The following is a 16,746-nucleotide window of genomic DNA, read 5'->3' as shown; positions in this document are numbered from 1 at the left end:
CCCGCGGTGCTGTGCCGCAGGCTGAAAGGCTTCCATGACCACCATGAGCAGACCCCCTGCCGATCCCTCGGCACTCCGTGCGACGCGGAAGGAGGCCCTTGGCAGTTGGCTGATGCATGGATTGGAGGATGCCAAGGGCACCCATCAGGGGCCGGGCGGGCTCGCGGACGAACAAAAGAAGCACCACTGGTGGCAGGTGATGTGCCTGACCGGCGTGGACTACTTCTCCACGCTGGGCTATCAGCCGGCCATCGCGGCGCTCGCGGCCGGTGCCATCTCCCCCTTGGCAACGCTTGTCCTGGTGGCCGTGACGCTGTTCGGCGCCCTCCCCGTCTACCGCCGGGTTGCCGGCGAGAGCCACCGCGGCGAAGGGTCCATTGCCATGCTGGAGCGGCTGCTCCCCAAGTGGCGGGGCAAGCTCCTGGTGCTGGTGCTGCTGGGTTTCGCGGCCACCGACTTCATGATCACCATGACGCTGTCCGCCGCCGATGCCACGGCACACCTGATCGAGAATCCGTTTGCACCGGACGCCCTGCACGGCCAGGAGGTGGCCGTAACGCTGGTCCTGCTTGCCCTGCTCGCTGCCGTTTTCCTGCGCGGGTTCAAGGAGGCCATCGGCGTCGCCGTTGTGCTGGTGGTCCTGTACCTGGGGCTCAACGTGGTGGTCATCGCGAGGTCGCTCGCGGAGGCAGCCGCCCATCCGGTGGCCGTCGGTGACTGGTGGCAGACTCTTAATACCTCCCACGGGAATCCGCTGATGGCGGTGGCCATCGCGTTGCTCGTCTTCCCCAAGCTGGCGCTGGGGCTGTCCGGCTTTGAAACCGGTGTGGCGGTGATGCCGCAGGTCCGCGGCGGCGCGGCCGACACCCAGGAGAACCCGGCCGGACGGATCCAGGGGACCCGGCGGATGCTGACCACCGCCGCCCTGATCATGAGTTCCTTCCTGGTGACCAGCAGCTTCACCACGGTTGTCCTGATCCCCGAGGCTGAGTTCCTGCCGGGCGGCGAAGCCAACGGCAGGGCGCTGGCGTTCCTGGCCCACGAATACCTCGGGCCGGGCTTCGGCACGGTGTATGACGTGAGCACCATCGCCATCCTGTGGTTCGCCGGTGCGTCCGCGATGGCCGGCTTGCTGAACCTTGTCCCCCGGTACCTGCCGCGGTACGGCATGGCCCCTGCGTGGGCGAAGGCAGTCCGGCCGCTCGTGCTTGTCTTCACGCTGATCGGGTTCCTGATCACCTGGCTGTTTGAGGCCGACGTCGATGCCCAGGGCGGGGCGTACGCCACCGGCGTCCTGGTGCTGATGACCTCGGCTGCAGTGGCTGTGACACTCTCGGCCCGCCGGCTTCAGCAGCGTAAGCGGACCATCGGCTTCGGCATCATCACGGTGCTGTTTGTCTACACAACGGTCACCATTATCTTTGAACGTCCCGAAGGCATCCGGATTGCCGGCTTCTTCATCCTGGGGATCATCAGCATCTCGCTGCTCTCGAGGGTGCTGCGATCCTTCGAACTGCACGCCACGCACGTCCGGCTGGACACCCAGGCCCTGGAGTTCATGGCGGAGAATCTGAGCGGGCCCATCGGGATCATCGCCCACGAACCGCTTCGCCAGTCGGCGGACGCATACCGGCAGAAACTGGCGTCCGCCACCGAAGCAAGCCATTTCCCCTCTGATTACCGGCCCCTGTTCCTGGAAGTGACAGTGGATGACTCCTCCGACTTCGAGACGGCCTTGGAAGTCCGCGGCGTGGTGCGGCACGGGTTCGCCGTCCTGGAAGTGCACGGACCGGTTGTGCCCAACACCATCGCCTCGGTGCTCCTGCACATCCGCGATGTGACCGGGCTGATGCCGCACGTCTACTTCCGCTGGACCGAAGGAAATCCTGCCGTGAACCTCCTGAAATTCCTGGTGCTGGGCGAAGGCGAGATCGCCCCCGTGACCCGCGAGATCCTCCGCGAGGCCGAACCGGATGTCACCAAGCGGCCGTGGGTGCACGTGGGTTGACCGTTGACGACGGCGGGACTTCACCCCCCGAGCTGGTGGACTGTGAAGGCCGTCAGGAACCCGACGGATGCGGTCAGCCCGGTGAGGTTGTGGTGCTCTTCGAACGCCTCGGGGATCATGGTGTCGGCGAGCATCGCCAGGATCCCGCCCGCCGCGATCGCGGTAATGAAGGCGATGACGGCGTCCGGAGCGTTCTCCAGCGCCACATACCCGAGCAGTGAGGCGAACCCGCACATGACGGCTATGCCTCCCCACACCCCAAAAATGTAGCCGGTACTGCGTCCTGCCTTTTTCATCCCGGCAGTTCCGGAAAGACCCTCGGGAACGTTGGAAATGAAGACAGCCGCAAGCATGGCCGGACTGACCGATCCCGCGGTGACGAGTCCGACGCCGAGCACTATCGACTCCGGGATCCCGTCCAGGAGGGCGCCGAAGGCGATGGCCGTGCCGCTGCCCGGGCTGTCCTGCTCCGACGGTTGCTGGCTGCCTGAGCGTTTGCGGTGTTTTGCGCCGGCCCGTGTGAGGAGCATGTTCGCTCCCACGTAGACCACGGAGCCGGCCAGGAATCCGGTCACGGTGGGCCACAGGCCCCCGCCATCAACCGCCTCGGAGACGAGCTCGAACGCCAGTGCCGAAATCAGCACGCCCGCCCCAAAGGACATGATCGAGGAGACTAGTTTGGACGGAATGGCCCATTTCCACGACGCGGCGGCCCCCAGCACCAGGGCGGCACCGGCCACGGTTCCCCACATCAACGCCTGAAGCCACACCGGCATGCTGCCACCTTTCGTTCGCCCCGCACGGGACTCACCCTGCTGACTGAACCCATAGGCCCTGAACCTATCCTCCCTCGGCGTTGCACGCACGGCGCCGTGCCTGTCTACTGGCCAGGGCGCCAATTGTCGTAGGCTCAGGAGCATGGCCAGATACTTTGATGTTCATCCCCAGGATCCCCAGCCCCGCGCGATCACGCAGGCCGTGAAGATCGTGCTCGACGGCGGGCTGATCGCCTACCCCACGGACTCCTGCTACGCCCTCGGGGCCCAGCTGGGCAACAAGGATGCCCTGGACCGGATCCGGAATATCCGCAAGCTCGACGACAAGCACCACTTCACGCTGGTGTGCAAGGATTTCGCCCAGCTGGGACAGTTCGTGAACATCGGCAACGACGTCTTCCGCGCCATTAAGGCCGTCACGCCCGGCAGCTACACGTTTATCCTGCCGGCCACCAAGGAAGTGCCGCGCCGGCTGCTGCACCCGAAGAAAAAGACCGTGGGCGTGCGCATCCCGGACAACCGGGTGGTCCAGGCGCTGCTGGCCGAACTCGGCGAGCCCCTCCTCTCCAGCACCCTGCTGCTCCCGGACGAGGAAGACCCGCTGACCCAGGGCTGGGAAATCAAGGAACGGCTTGAGCACGAGGTGGACGCGGTCATCGATTCCGGCGACTGCGGGGCAGAGCCCACCACGGTGATCGACTATTCCAGCGGAGTGGCCGAGGTGGTGCGTCGCGGCACCGGCGACCCGTCCCGGTTCGAGTAGCCGGCTCGAACGGACTCAGTCCTGTTTGCGGGCCCGGCTCGGCTGCACCCGCGGGGGCTCACCGGGCATCTTCGGGTAGTCCGGCGGGAACGGCAGTTCGCCGAGCCCGGTCTTGAGGTCCCGCTCCCACCACTCCAACAGCACGTCAATGGTGCCCGGATGCGACTTCATGTCTGCCCAGGGATCGCCGATGGTCCTGAGCCGCTCGGGGACCGTCAGGATGGTGAAGTCCTTGGGATCCGCGCTGCCCAGTTCGTCCCAGCTGATGGGGCAGGAGACCGGCGCATGGGCCAGCGCGCGGGGGCTGTACGCGCCGGCGATGGTCCGGTCCCGGTTCGCCTGGTTGAAGTCCAGGAACACCTTCACCCCGCGTTCCTCTTTCCACCAGGCCGTGGTGACCTTGTCCGGCATCCGCCGCTCCAGCTCGCGGGCCGCAGCGATCACTGCGTGGCGGACGTCCAGGAATTCGTGGGTGGGCTCGATGGGCGCGTAGACGTGCAGGCCGCGGTTCCCCGATGTCTTGATGAACGTGTCCAACCCGGCCTCCGCCAACACGTCCTTCAGCGCCAGTGCAGCCGGGACGGCGTCGTCGAAGTCTGTGCCCGGCTGCGGGTCAAGGTCGATGCGCAGCTGGTCCGGGTTATCGGTGTTTTCCGCATGTGACGGCCACGGATGGAACACCACCGTATTCATCTGGACCGCCCATACTGCCGCGGCGGGTTCGTCAAGGACCAGCATGGGGTGCGAGCGCGCGCTCGGAAAGACCACCTTCACCGACCGGATGAAGTCCGGGGTTCCCTTGGGCGGGTTCTTGGAGAAGAACTGGTCCCCCTCGACGTTTTCCGAGAACCTCTGCAGCGCCACCGGCCGGTCACCGTTCGCGGCAATGAACGCCTCCCCCACATCCACCATGTAGCGTGCGAGGTCCAGCTTGGTCAGACCCAGCTCCGGCCAGAGCACCCTGCTGGGGCTGGAAACACGCATCTCGCGCTCGCCGTGCGGTCCCGGGACAGTGAGGGTGGTCTGTTCGCTCGCCATGGGGACAACCTACCCTGCGCCACGCGTGGCGTCAGCACCCCGGCGCCCAGGGCTGCCGGTGATCCGGCATCATGGACCTATGGCCGTAGCTGAATCCCCTGTCACCTTTCCCGTCGGCGACGTTGAGGTCTCCGGCGTTTACGCCCGCCCGGACAGCCCCTTCGCCACTCTCGTGCTGGCGCACGGGGCAGGCGCCGGTATGGAGCACCCGTTCATGAGCGGTTTCACCCATGGACTGAACGACGACGGCGTTGCCACCTTGCGCTTCAACTTCCCCTACCGCGAGGCTGGCCGAAAATTCCCGGACCGGCCGCCGGCAGCCATCGCCGCCTGGCGCGCCGCCATGCATGAAGCAATGCGGCGAGGAACCGAGCACGGTGATACGGGACCGGTGTGGGCTGCCGGCAAATCGTTTGGCGGCCGGATGGCGTCCATGGCAGTTGCCGAGGGAATGGACACTGCCGGCCTTGTCTACCTCGGCTATCCCCTCCACCCGCCCGGCAAGCCCGAAAAGCTCCGCGACGAGCACCTCTTCGGGCTCACGCTCCCCATGTTGTTCCTGCAGGGCACGCGCGACACCTTTGCGACGCCGGATCTGCTGGAGGGTGTGGTCTCCCGGATCGGTCCGTCCGCTGTCCTGGACTGGATCGACGGCGGTGACCACTCCTTCGCCGTCGCAGGAAAGAAACGCGACGCTGCAGAGATCGGAGCGTCGCTGGCGCCCAAGGTGGCCGGGTTCATGCGGAGCCGCGGCTAACCCATCCGGCCAGCCGTAACGGCCACGTGTCCCGACCGGTTACGCAGCGTCCTCGTGCCACCAGCCTTCCCAGGCGGTGGAGGTCAGCCGGCCGGTGGGGAAATCGGCCTTCCCGATCCCGCCATTGTGCGGGCGGCTACCCTCTCCGCGGCCGGCGTCAAAGAGGAAGTTCAGGCTACTCAAAAGCAACATTATGTGTGTCCCTTCGTGTGGTGGTCTGGACCACGTTGTCCAAGTAGGAACGAGCCTAACTGTGCCATGTTTCAGCGGGTCGACGTAACGTTTCGGCGAGGTATCGGACATCTCACCGGTGCAACCAGCGAAAGAAGGGCCGCCGGCGGTCCGGCGCTACATGCGGGCTTTGGTCCGGGCCGTCGGCAGTGCCGTCCAGGGATCCTCCGGCCAGGGATGCCTGGGGTAGCGGCCGCGCATCTCGGCCCGCACCTGCGCGTACGGCCCGGACCAGAACGATGCCAGGTCGTCCGTCACGGCGAGCGGCCGCCGCGCGGGCGACAGCAGGTGGAAGAGGACAGGAACCCTGCCGTCCACCAGCCGTGGGGTCTCAGCCCAGCCAAAGCACTCCTGCAGCTTGACCGCGACAACCGGCCGGCCGCCGTCGTCCGCGCGTGGCTGCCGAGGCGCTTCCTGCCCGGGTCCTGCCTGGTCCGCCGCGGCCGAGCCTGACCCGGCACCGCCTGACGCCGCTTTGTCCGACACCTCGGGGTAGTCGATCCGCACCATCGATCCGCTGGGTACTTTCAGTGCCTCCGGTGCCAGCTCCGCCAGACGGACCGCCTCCGGCCAGGGCAGCAGCCTCCGCAGGGGGTTGGTGAGGTCGATGCTGCTGGTGGCGGCGCCGCCGGCCAGTGCCTCGAGCTCGGGTCCCAGCCAGGAGTCCAGCCGGGCCAGCAGGGCCGGTTCGGAAACGTCGGGCCACGGCTCGCCAAGTTCGCGGCGCAGCAAGGCGAGGCGGCGGCGCAACACATCGGCCGCCGTCGACCATCCGATGGTTCCCAGCCCCTCCTTCGCGAGGGCACGGGCCACGGCGGCACGGCCTTCCTCGGCGGAGGGGCGGATGGGGGTGGAGGACAGGCTGATGGCACCCAGCCGGCGTTCCCGCCTGGCCTTCACCCGGCCCTGGCTGAACTGCGCTTCCACCGTGTCGGTCAAGAGGTGCCCGGCGGCCGCCTCGGCGGTGTCGGCGCTCAGCGGCGCGGCGGACCGGATCACCGCGCCGGTACCGGCTGCGTCCCGGCCGGCGGCGCGTGAAACTTCCGCCACGGCCAGCCACTCATGCCCGGTGAGCGGACTGCCCGCCGGCAATCCCGCACGAGTGCCGGACGACAGCAGGTACCGGGCCGGGCCATCGCCCGGGACGCGCCGGGCCACGCGGTCCGGGAACGCCAGCGCGACGACGACGCCCACCGCCTCCGCAGCGGTCACCGGCGCGGTGCTGACGAGGGAGGCGATGCCGGACGTGCCGATGGCGGCGCCTTCAGTCCGCGCAATGCCCTCCAGCCGGCGGACGTCCTCCGCCCAGCGCCTGGCGGCGGGGTCCTTTCCGGCGCGCAGGCCGGACAGGAGCCGGGTGAGGTCGGCCCCCGGGGCCCGCTGGTCCCCGGCTACGAGCGCCACCGCTTCCGCTGCGGCGCGGTGACCTACGGCCGCGGCACCGTCGAGCAGTGCGCGGGCCAGCCGCGGATCGGCCGGGACCCTGGCCAGCGCCCGCCCCACCGCGGTGGCATGTCCGTCACGCGCCACGGCTCCGAGTTCGCGGAGGACTTCAACAGCCTCGCCCATGGCAGCTGCCGGAGGTGCATCCGGAAGCGCCAGCCCGGCGCCGCCCGGCGATCCCCAGCAGGCCAGGACCAGCGCAGCACCGGTCAGGTCCGCGACCGCGATCTCCGGCGTCACGTGCGCCGGCGCGGCGCCATAGGTCCGCTGGTCGTAGCACCGGACCACCCGGCCCGGACCCTGCCGCGCGGCCCGGCCGGCCCGCTGTTCGGCTGATGCCCGGGAGCAGGAAACAGTGACCAGCCCGGACATGCCGCGGCTGGCATCACGGCGCGGCTCGCGGGTCAGCCCGGAATCAATGACAAGGCGCACTCCAGGGACGGTCAGGGATGACTCGGCCAGATCCGTGGACACGATGATCCGTGCCGGGCCGCCCGGCCGGCGCCCCGAAACTGCCTGGTCCTGTTCGGCTGGGCTGACCTGGCCGTGGAGCTCCAGCACGTCGGTTCCGGGGGCAGCCCGGCCGCGGAGGCGAGCCGCCACATAGGAGACCTCCCAGGCTCCCGGGACAAAAACCAGCGCATCGGTGCCCGCGTCCTGCCCCACCGCCGCGGTATGGGCCTGCGCGGCTGTATCGGCCACGTGGTCCAGGAACGCGCGTGTGACCCCACGGTCATCCAGCCGCGCCACGGCGGCGGGTACCCACTCCACTGCCAGGGGGTACAGCGCTGAGGGGCAGTCGACGACGGGAGCTGGCCCGCCGTCGTCGTCCGCTGTCCCTGCCTGTCCTGTCCCTGCATTCGCGGTTGCACCCCCGATCAGGGCGGCGAAGTGGGGCGCGTCCAGGGTGGCGGACATGGCCACCAGCGTGAGGTCGCCGCGGAGCTGCCGAACTTCGGCGAGCATCCCCAGCAGCAGGTCGGTTTCGAGGCCGCGTTCATGGACCTCGTCCAGGATGACCGCGCCCGTGCTTTCCAGGCCGGGATCATCGAGCAGGCGCCGCAGCAGGATGCCCGGCGTGACAAACTCCACCAGGGTGGCGGATCCGGCCTGGCGTTCACCGCGGACGGTGTACCCCACGCGGTCGCCGATCTGGCTGCCGTCCAATGAGGCCAGTCGCCGGGCGGCGGCACGCGCAGCGACCCGCCGCGGCTGGGTGACGACCACGCGCTTGGCCATTCCTGCAGGCGCGGCAAGGTTGGCGAGCAGCGGCGGGACAAGCGTTGTTTTGCCGGTGCCGGGCGGCGCCTGCACCACTGCCGTACCCGCCGCACCGCCGGCGCGCAGCACAGACGACAACTCGGCGAGCGATTCGGCGAAGGCAAGACCGGTGCCGATGACCGCCAGATCAAAGGTGCCGGCACCAGAGGGGCCAGCAGGGACGGCGGCGGAGTCGGTTGGCGATGTCACCCGTCCATTGTCGCCGCAATCCCCCACCGCCGTCAGCGCACGTGCGGGTGGGATAGGTCAGACTGGAGGTCATCGACCACGAAAGCAGGACTTCCCTTGATCAACCTCCAGCAGGACTCCGAAGGCTTCATCCGCATGAAGAGGCACTTTCCAGCCAGTGCCGCCGTGACAGTCACGTTCAGCGACGGCTCCCAAGAGGAATTCTCCGGCCGCCGGCTCAACGAGATCTACGACGACGCCTTGGCGGTGTACCGCGCCCAGAACCACCTTGATGCCAAAGGTTTTTCCCGTGGCCCGCAGAAAAAGGTGCAGACCAGCATCGAGTTTGTCCCCGTCCGGCCCGGGATGGGGCAGTAACCCGGCCCACCCCGGCCATCCGGCTCACCGCGGCACCCCGTCTCACCGCGACGGTTTGACCACCATCGCGGAACCGCCACCGCGCCGCAGGGGCTCGGCAACCGCGGTCATGCTCTTGCCGGGCCCAAACTCGATGGCCGTCGCGGCGCCGATCTCTGCAGCCGACGTGAAGGCGTCACCTGCGGGTACCAGTTTGTGTTTGTATGGTGCCAAGGCGTCTCCGTACTGCTTGATGAACTCCGGCTCGGCCGTGACATTGGCTGTGTTGCGCTGGGACGCACGCGGGGCCGCGAGCGAGTCCAAAATGCTCATACCCAAGTCCACCCTGTTGAGGATGGTCTGCAGCACCGTGGTGATAATGGTCGATCCGCCGGGCGAACCGAGCGCCAGGAACGGCTTTTCGTCCTTGAGCATGATGGTGGGAGACATCGACGAGCGCGGACGCTTCCCCGGCTCGATCCGGTTCGGGTCCTCCGGATTGGTCGACGTATAGGAGAAGTCGGTGAGCTCGTTGTTGAGCAGGAACCCACGGCCGGGCACCACGATGCCGGACCCGCCAGTCTGCTCGATGGTGAGAGTGTATTCCACCACGTTCCCCCACTTGTCGGCGACAGTCAGGTTGGTCGTGGAGATGTTTTCGGTGTCCTTCTCGTCTGCGGCTGCCGCAGGTGCAACCGGGCACACGCCGTTGTAGTCTGACACGTCCCCTGCCGGTACCGGCTTGATTGCCGCCGTCCCCGGATCGATGGCGCACGCCCGCTCCTTGCCAAACACCGGGTCGGTGAGGGCTTCGGTGGGGACGTCGACAAATGCCGGGTCCCCGAGGTACTTGCCGCGGTCTGCGAAGGCGAGCGCGCTGGCTTCGAGGTAGTGGTGCAGGGCAGCTGGTTTAGCCGTGGGCGACAAGTCAAACGGTTCCAGGATGTTCAGCGCTTCGCCCACAGTTGTGCCACCGCTGCTGGAGGGCGCCATGCCGTAAACGTCGTAGCCGCGGTACTCCACATGTGTGGGTTCCTGGTCCAGCGTCCGGTATGCGGCGAGATCCGCCGTCGTCAGGTAGCCCGGAAGGGCTGGAATGCTGGTGGGCGGGACAGTCACAGGAGGCACCCAGGCGGGGTCTTTCGGCGGGTCCTTGACAGTTGCCGCGATCTCCGTCGCGAGCTGTCCGCCGTAGAAGGCATCCGTTCCCTCCTTCGCGAGGAGCCGGTACGTCTTGGCGAGGTCCTTGCTGTGGAAAATACTGCCGACGGCGGGAGCGTCACCGCCGGGCAGGAAGAGACTCGCCGTGGCGGGGAAGGCCGAGAACCGGACTTTGTTGTCGAGTGTCTGCTGGCGGAAGGTCTCGTCCACCACGAAGCCGCGGTTGGCCACCTTGATGGCAGGTTCGAGGGCCTCGTCAAGGTCCAGCGTCCCCCAACGCTCCAGCGCCCGTTCCCACGTCGCCGGCGTTCCGGGGACGCCCACGGAGACGCCGCTCGAGACGAGCTCTGCGAACGTGTATACGACGCCGGTGGCCGGATTCACGAACGCAGTGGTCGGCATCGTTGCCGGAGCCGTTTCCCGACCATCGATGGTTCCCACTTTGCCGGTCTTCGCGTCGTAGAACACGAAGTATCCGCCTCCGCCGACGCCGGCGCTGTATGGCTCGGTCACACCCAGGGTCGCGGCCGCGGCCACGGCGGCATCCGCCGCATTGCCGCCGTCGCGCAGGACCTCGATAGCCGCAGCGGACGCCTCCGGGTCAACGGTGCTCACCGCCCCGCCGTACCCGGTCGCCATCGGCGTTTTATCGGTCGCGCGGGGATCTGCGAACGCGGGGCTGGTCACCGCCCCACCCGTCACGCTCAAGGCCAGAACAGCCGTTACAGCAGCTAATTGACGTCGCACACTAGGATCTCTCCCAAGTCGGGGTGTTGCGCAGGGTGGGTTTGCGCCACGATACTCCGCCGGGTTGGGACTCTCAAGGCTCAACTTTTTTGTGCCGAGGCCATGGCTTCAGGCCGGTGTGCCGGCTTCGGTGGTTGCTGTGTCGGCCGGCGAGCGCCGCCGCCGGCTCGCCAGCAGGAACGGCACGGCGAACAGTTCGATCACACCGCTGATGGCAAGCGAAAGGGGGTAGCCGTACACGTCCGCTGCCCGGCCCATCAGCGGCTGCACCACAATTCCACCGCTGGATCCCATGAGTGAATCGAAGCTGAGCACCGTTGCCCGCTGCTTTGAAGCAATCATGTCGTTCAAATAGGCCTGCCGCACCGGAGTGCCCGCCGCTGAGATCAGCGCCCACAACACCAGCAGCAGCAACGCCACCCAAAACACACGCGTGATACCGAGAGCCACTAGGATCAAGGCGCCCATGCTGCTGCTCGCTACCAGGACCGTGGTGCGTTTGTGGACCAGGCGCCGGACCATGGGCGCCAGCCAGCCGCCCACCACCTGGGCCCCGGCCACAATGCCCGCCGCGAGGCCGGCGACGGAGTAGGCGCGCGGGTCACCGAAGAGCTCCAGCAGGTAGGGCTGCAGGGCATAGAAAACATAGATCCCGACGCCGGCGCTGAAAGGCGCTGCGAGCATGATGTACCGTACGGGCGGGTTTTTCAGGCCGTTGTCGATGGAGGCGGACAGCACGTCCCGGCTCGCCTTGAGCGGATGGGGAGAACGTTCCGGAGTGAAGCCCACATCGCGCATCAGCCAAAAGGCCGCCCCGAACATCGCCAGGAGCACTCCAACGCGCAACAGGAACGGCACGCCGAGGTCGGTGGCCTGGGCAATCACGCCGCCGGCCGTCGAACCGACGAGCATCGCGATGCCGGAGACCATCAATGCCCGCCCGAACACTGCCTCCAACTCACCGTCGTAGCCGGAGAAACGCAACGCATCCACCAGCCAAGCCTCCACGGCCCCGGAGAAGAACGTGAAGCCCAGGCCCAGCAGGACCGACACCACTGCCCAGGCCCAGAAGGGAGCGGACAACTGCCAGAGCAGGTAGTACAGGTAGGTGGAGGCAGCCAGGGTCACAGTTCCGAGAAGGAATGAGACCCGGCGTCCCCAACCGTCCGCGATGACCCCGGTAGGCACTTCGAACAGGACCATGCCGGCCGTGAAAAAGGCGTTGGCCGCGAATGCTTCCAGGTTGCTCAGCCCGGCATCCAACAGAAAGAGCGTATTGATGCCCCAGATGAAGGAGGCCGCAAGGGTGTTGCCCAGCGTCAGGGTGAGGTAGATGCGCTGGATCTTCCGCGCGGCGGCGTTCATGACGATCCGTTCATGACGTGGCGTTCATAAACGTGGCGTTGATGAGCCGCTGGGCACCGGGTCATGCCGGAGGTACCGGCGCCGGAACCGGCCGGTCCCGGCAGTCAGCGCCCGCAGCTCCACAGCGTACTTCAGCAGTTCCTGGTCCGGGACTTCCGCGCTGATTTCGGTCAGCTCACTACCGGAGGTGGCCGTGCCGGTGAGCCGTCCGCGGCGTGCTGAGAGGTCACTCATCACGGCCCCCACGTGCGCCTCGGACACGGTGATGCTGACCGCGGAAACCGGCTCGAGCAGCTGGATGCGACCGGCCGCGGCAGCCTCCCGGAGCGCCAGGGCCCCCGCCGCCTGGAAGGCGGCGTCGGAAGAGTCAACGCTGTGGGCCTTGCCGCCCACCAGCGTGACGCGGAGGTCCACCACGGGGAACCCGGCAGCCAGCCCTTTCTGCATCTGCGCACGCACCCCTTTCTCCACGGAGGAGATGAACGTTCCTGGGATCACCCCGCCCACCGTTTTGTCGACGAATTCGAACCCGCCGCCACGGTCCAGCGGCTCCACGTCGATGTCGCAGACGGCATACTGCCCGTGGCCGCCGGACTGTTTGACGTGCCGGCCGTGGCCCGTTGCCGGGGCGGCGAACGTTTCCCGCAGTGGCGTCACTACGTCAACGGTGTGCAGCTTCACGCCCTGGTCGCGCAGCCTGTCCAGCACCACGTCGGCATGGGCCTCCCCCATGCACCAGAGGATCAGCTGGTGTGTTTCCGCGTTCCGCTCAACACGCAGCGTGGGATCGCCGGCGGCCACCTTCGCCAGGCTCCGCGCCAGCGCGTCTTCGTCACTGCGCGAGTCCGCCTCGACGGCCACCGGCATCAGCGGCTCCGGCATCTCCCAGGTAGCCAGCAGGAGCGGCTGGTCCTTCGCCGAAATGGTGTCCCCGGTTTCGGCGCTTCCCAGTTTCGCCACCGCACAGATGTCACCGGCCACGCAGTGCGCCACCGGACGCAGGTTGGGGCCCAGCGGAGAATACAGGTGGGTGACGCGCTCGTCGGTGTCATGGTCCTGATGGCCGCGGTCCGCGAGCCCGTGCCCGCCGACGTGCACTGGAGTGTCAGCACGCAAAGTACCTGAAAATACACGCGTCAGGCAGACCCTCCCCAGGAACGGATCAATGGTGGTGCGGACCACCTCAGCGGCCAGCGGCCCGTCCGGGTCACAGGCCAAGGCCGCCGCTGGAGCGCCCGCCAGGTCAGTCACCTCCGGGAGGCCGCCCTCCACCGGCGACGGGAAGCCCCGGGTCAGGACTTCCAGCAGTTCCGCCGTGCCGAGTCCGGTGACAGCCGAGGCCGGCACCACCGGGAAAAAGGAACCGCGGGCGACGGCGGTTTCCAGGTCCGCGGTGAGGACATCGGTATCGATGTCCTCACCACCCAGATAGCGGTCCATCAGGGTCTCGTCCTCGCTCTCGGCGATGATCCCTTCGATGAGCCGGCCCCGGGCGGCTTCCGACGCCGCGCGCTCGCCGGCGTCAACGTCCCGGGAACCTGCCGCCGCCTCCCCGGCGGAGTAGTCAGAGACTGTGCCCGTCAGCAGTCCCAGCAGCCCGCTGGTTTCGCCGCCGGACCTGACCGGGACGTACAACGGCAGCACCGCGTCGCCGAACGCCTGCTGGCAGGCGGCCAGGACGCCGTCGTAATCTGCCCGAGGGTGGTCCAGGCGGGTGATGACCACAGCCCGCGGCATCCCGAGGCTTTCGCATTCGCCCCAGAGCGCCGTAGTGGTGGCGTCGATGCCGTCAACGGCGGAGACAACAAAGAGGGCGGCGTCCGCAGCCCGGAGCCCCGCCCGAAGTTCGCCGATAAAGTCCGGATATCCCGGAGTATCCAGGAGGTTCACCTTGGTCCCGTCGACGAGCAGCGGAACCAGGGACAGCGTGACCGACCGTTGCTGCCGCACTGCCGAAGGGTCAGAATCGCTGACGGTGGTGCCCTCCGCGATGGAGCCTTTGCGTGAAATCATGCCGTGGGCGGCCAGCATTGCTTCGATCAGCAGGGTCTTCCCGGCTCCCGAATGCCCCACGAGCGCCACGTTGCGCACCTGTTCCGGATCTGTTGCCGCGATGCCGTGCGGAGCATCAGCCCGGCGCACCTCCGGCCCTCCCCGCCCCGGTGTCCGTGCTGCGTCCTTTGCGGCTTTCACTGACATGGGAACCTCCTGGCGTCTTTGCCATGCACCGGGCCGAATCATGTTTCTCTGATTCGACACCCTGGCGGGCGCAAGGGCAAGAGCACGCGCCGGGACGGGGTGGCCGCAGCGGAGGATAATGGCAGCCAGAGCCCAAGAGTCCGTGCCACTGTGAGGGGGTCCCATGCAGCCGGTTCCGCGCATCACAGTGGAGGTTCCCGTCCTCACGGTTGGTGCGGGCCCGTCCGACTACGATGCGCTGGCCAGCTATGTCAATGCCCTGCGCAGGCCGCAGGGGCTGCACCTGACGCTGCTGCATATCGGCATCCTGGCGGATTTTGCGCAGGACGTCGCGGACTGGACCAAGGGGATCACCTCGGCCGGTGAAGCCGCCCGGCGCACGACGGGCTGGTTGCAGGGCCTGCCCGTTCTGGACGGGTTTGCGGGCACCTCGGAACAAGTGATCGTGCTGGGTGGCGGCGGCATTTCCGGGCTCGAAGTGGATGTGCCCGATCGCGTGCACGACTACCAGGTGTTTCTGGTGCAGGGCCTGCATGATCTCCTGGACCGGCTCCTCGTGGACAATATGGACGACTTCATCCTCAGCTCCCCGGCGCTGGGCTACCGGTACCCGCACTGGGTGCCCCATGTCGCCGTCGGCCGTCCCCTGTCGCGGGATCACCGGCCGCGGACGATTGCCCCGCTGACCGTCGTCTTTGGCCCGTCGCGGATCAGGAACGGCCGGTTCCTCTCTGCGGCTGACTGAGCTGCCAACGCGTCAGAGCGCGGCACCGTTCCAGGCCCGCACGCTGCGCGAACGGACCCTTGCGGCCACTCCCCCACACCCCTGCGCGAACGGACACTTGAGGCCCCACGCGAAAAACTTTCCCAAAGTATTTCTCGTTACTGGCTAGAGGGGACCTTAAATGTCAGTGGCTCGCAAGATGATGTGAGTATGAAAAGGACAACAGCGGTGGAGGCTTTGGAGGCCATCAAGGCTTCTGTCGCTGCGCTTGCTGAGGTGATCCCTGGCGCAGGCTTCACCGGTCCAGGGGATCCGGATCCGCTGCGGCAGCAGTCTGACGGCTGGCTGGACACGCTCGCGGTGGCCGCACAACTGCAAGCTGCGACGGCTGCCCTGGTGGTCCACGCCGCCGCCGGATTCACAGACACCACACGGGCGATGGCCTCCCCGAACGCGCTGCCGCAGGGCCGCATCGCTCAGGAGATGGCGGTAGTCGCTGAGGTGGCGTGCGTCCTGACGGTCAGCGAACGGACGGCCGGTGCGCTTCTGTCCGAGGCCCACGAACTGACAACCACCCTCCCGCTGACGCTGGCCGCCCTGCAGGACGGGAACATTTCGTGGCAGCACGCCCGGGCCATGGTCGACGAAACCGCCAGCCTGAACCCGGCTGGCGCCGCCGCCGCCCTGGAAGCCCACTTCCTGGACCCGGACGCACCCAACCCGGCACAATGCTGTCCCGCGGGGGAACTCGTTCCGTCCAGGTTCCGGCACAAAGCCCGGACCTGGCGCGAACGCCACCATCCGGACAGCATCGAAAAACGCCACACCAAAAGCGCCCTGGCCCGCCGGCTGGAGTTCGCCCCGGACCGGGACGGCATGGCCTGGCTGAGCGCGTACCTCCCCGCGGACCAGGCGGCCGGGATCTGGGACCGCACCACCACGGCGGCCCGCGCCCTCCAAGGACCCCATGAGGACCGGAACCTGAGCCAAATCCGCGCCGACGTGGCCGCCGGGTGGCTCCTTGGCGGCACTGCGGAGCACGTGCCGTCACCGTCGGCGCAGGTTCTGGTGACTGTGCCGGTGTTCGCCCTGATGGGCCTCACCGACGAGCCCGCCATGCTCGACGGATATGGACCCATCCCGACGTCGATGGCCAGCCGGCTCATGGCCGAAAGTTCCACATCGTTCCACCGGGTCCTTACAGACCCCCGCGACGGGGCACCGCTGGAGATCGGGCGTACCAGCTACCGCATCCCCGTCAGCATGCGGCAATGGCTCCGCCTGCGGGACGGCAAATGCCCGTTCCCCGGCTCCACCAGCCAGTCTCTGGACAATGAGGCCGACCACCTCCTCGCCTGGGCCGACGGCGGCACCACCGGCCTCAGCAACCTCGGCCAGCCATGCCACAAACACCACAGTCTGAAACACACAACCGCCTGGACACCCACCGGGGCGAGCGCCGGCAAGCCACCCGGCTGGATCTCACCGACAGGCCGTCAGTACGCCAGCGAACAACAAAACTGGGAACCACCCCACTGGCCACCCCACATCATGAGCAGACTTGGACATCAGGAACTTGGTCCTGACGTGCCCGAAGACATCCTGCCCGCCGAACCGCCTGCTTCAGATCTGCGCCCTGTCGATCCCGTGCCGGAGTGGAGCTGGCAACAGGCACCGCTCGACGAGCCATGGCCGGAGTGGAGAATCCCGCAAACGGTCTAGCTGGGC

General features: G+C 67.6%; 13 protein-coding genes. 6 read left to right on the top strand and 7 right to left on the bottom strand.

Annotated features, from left to right (window positions below; all coding sequences use genetic code 11):
- Positions 1–34 precede the first annotated feature (34 nt).
- Positions 35–2,008, top strand: coding sequence for an APC family permease (locus ACX80X_RS02980; protein ID WP_459311169.1), 1,974 nt, complete (start codon positions 35–37; stop codon positions 2,006–2,008).
- Between the two features lie 20 nt (positions 2,009–2,028).
- Here the strand turns inward: ACX80X_RS02980 and ACX80X_RS02975 are convergent, their stop codons facing one another.
- Positions 2,029–2,784 (bottom strand): ZIP family metal transporter, encoded by a 756-nt coding sequence (locus tag ACX80X_RS02975; RefSeq protein ID WP_252598744.1) that lies wholly within the window; start codon positions 2,782–2,784, stop codon positions 2,029–2,031.
- 142 nt (positions 2,785–2,926) lie between these two features.
- Here ACX80X_RS02975 and ACX80X_RS02970 point away from each other — a divergent pair, with 142 nt between their 5' ends.
- Positions 2,927–3,547 carry an L-threonylcarbamoyladenylate synthase gene (locus ACX80X_RS02970; protein ID WP_058932553.1) on the top strand — a complete coding sequence of 207 codons (621 nt, stop codon included), beginning with the start codon at positions 2,927–2,929 and terminating at the stop codon, positions 3,545–3,547.
- A 15-nt stretch (positions 3,548–3,562) separates the two neighbouring features.
- On the opposite strand, the gene ligD is transcribed toward ACX80X_RS02970, so the two are convergent.
- Positions 3,563–4,585, bottom strand: coding sequence for a non-homologous end-joining DNA ligase (ligD, locus tag ACX80X_RS02965; RefSeq protein WP_252598742.1), 1,023 nt, complete (start codon positions 4,583–4,585; stop codon positions 3,563–3,565).
- Positions 4,586–4,664: 79 nt separating this feature from the next.
- Here ligD and ACX80X_RS02960 point away from each other — a divergent pair, with 79 nt between their 5' ends.
- Positions 4,665–5,342: an alpha/beta hydrolase family protein gene (locus ACX80X_RS02960; protein ID WP_252598741.1), complete on the top strand. Its 678-nt coding sequence runs from the start codon at positions 4,665–4,667 to the stop codon at positions 5,340–5,342.
- Between the two features lie 39 nt (positions 5,343–5,381).
- On the opposite strand, the gene ACX80X_RS02955 is transcribed toward ACX80X_RS02960, so the two are convergent.
- The gene (locus ACX80X_RS02955) at positions 5,382–5,525 is read right to left on the bottom strand and encodes a hypothetical protein (RefSeq protein WP_252608023.1); all 144 of its coding nucleotides are present in this window, start codon (positions 5,523–5,525) and stop codon (positions 5,382–5,384) included.
- Between the two features lie 165 nt (positions 5,526–5,690).
- Positions 5,691–8,486, bottom strand: a complete 2,796-nt coding sequence (hrpB, locus tag ACX80X_RS02950; protein WP_459308766.1) for an ATP-dependent helicase HrpB — start codon at positions 8,484–8,486, stop codon at positions 5,691–5,693.
- A 96-nt stretch (positions 8,487–8,582) separates the two neighbouring features.
- On the opposite strand from hrpB, the gene ACX80X_RS02945 reads away from it, so the two are divergent.
- The gene (locus tag ACX80X_RS02945) at positions 8,583–8,843 is read left to right on the top strand and encodes a hypothetical protein (RefSeq protein WP_252598739.1); all 261 of its coding nucleotides are present in this window, start codon (positions 8,583–8,585) and stop codon (positions 8,841–8,843) included.
- 42 nt (positions 8,844–8,885) lie between these two features.
- Here ACX80X_RS02945 and ACX80X_RS02940 read toward each other — a convergent pair whose 3' ends face one another.
- From ACX80X_RS02940 to ACX80X_RS02930, 3 genes are all read right to left on the bottom strand, one after another.
- Positions 8,886–10,622 (bottom strand): gamma-glutamyltransferase family protein, encoded by a 1,737-nt coding sequence (locus ACX80X_RS02940; RefSeq protein ID WP_252598738.1) that lies wholly within the window; start codon positions 10,620–10,622, stop codon positions 8,886–8,888.
- 216 nt (positions 10,623–10,838) lie between these two features.
- Positions 10,839–12,095 carry an MFS transporter gene (locus tag ACX80X_RS02935; protein WP_252598737.1) on the bottom strand — a complete coding sequence of 419 codons (1,257 nt, stop codon included), beginning with the start codon at positions 12,093–12,095 and terminating at the stop codon, positions 10,839–10,841.
- Positions 12,096–12,119: 24 nt separating this feature from the next.
- Complete coding sequence (locus ACX80X_RS02930; RefSeq protein WP_252598736.1) at positions 12,120–14,294, bottom strand: elongation factor G-like protein EF-G2; 2,175 nt, start codon at positions 14,292–14,294, stop codon at positions 12,120–12,122.
- A 163-nt stretch (positions 14,295–14,457) separates the two neighbouring features.
- On the opposite strand from ACX80X_RS02930, the gene ACX80X_RS02925 reads away from it, so the two are divergent.
- The gene (locus ACX80X_RS02925; RefSeq protein ID WP_252598735.1) at positions 14,458–15,039 is read left to right on the top strand and encodes a hypothetical protein; all 582 of its coding nucleotides are present in this window, start codon (positions 14,458–14,460) and stop codon (positions 15,037–15,039) included.
- A 189-nt stretch (positions 15,040–15,228) separates the two neighbouring features.
- Positions 15,229–16,740 carry an HNH endonuclease signature motif containing protein gene (locus ACX80X_RS02920; protein WP_252598734.1) on the top strand — a complete coding sequence of 504 codons (1,512 nt, stop codon included), beginning with the start codon at positions 15,229–15,231 and terminating at the stop codon, positions 16,738–16,740.
- Positions 16,741–16,746: the final 6 nt, after the last annotated feature.

The sequence above is a fragment of the Pseudarthrobacter sp. MDT3-1 genome, from assembly GCF_054510755.1.
This window is presented reverse-complemented; position numbering and strand designations above follow the sequence as displayed.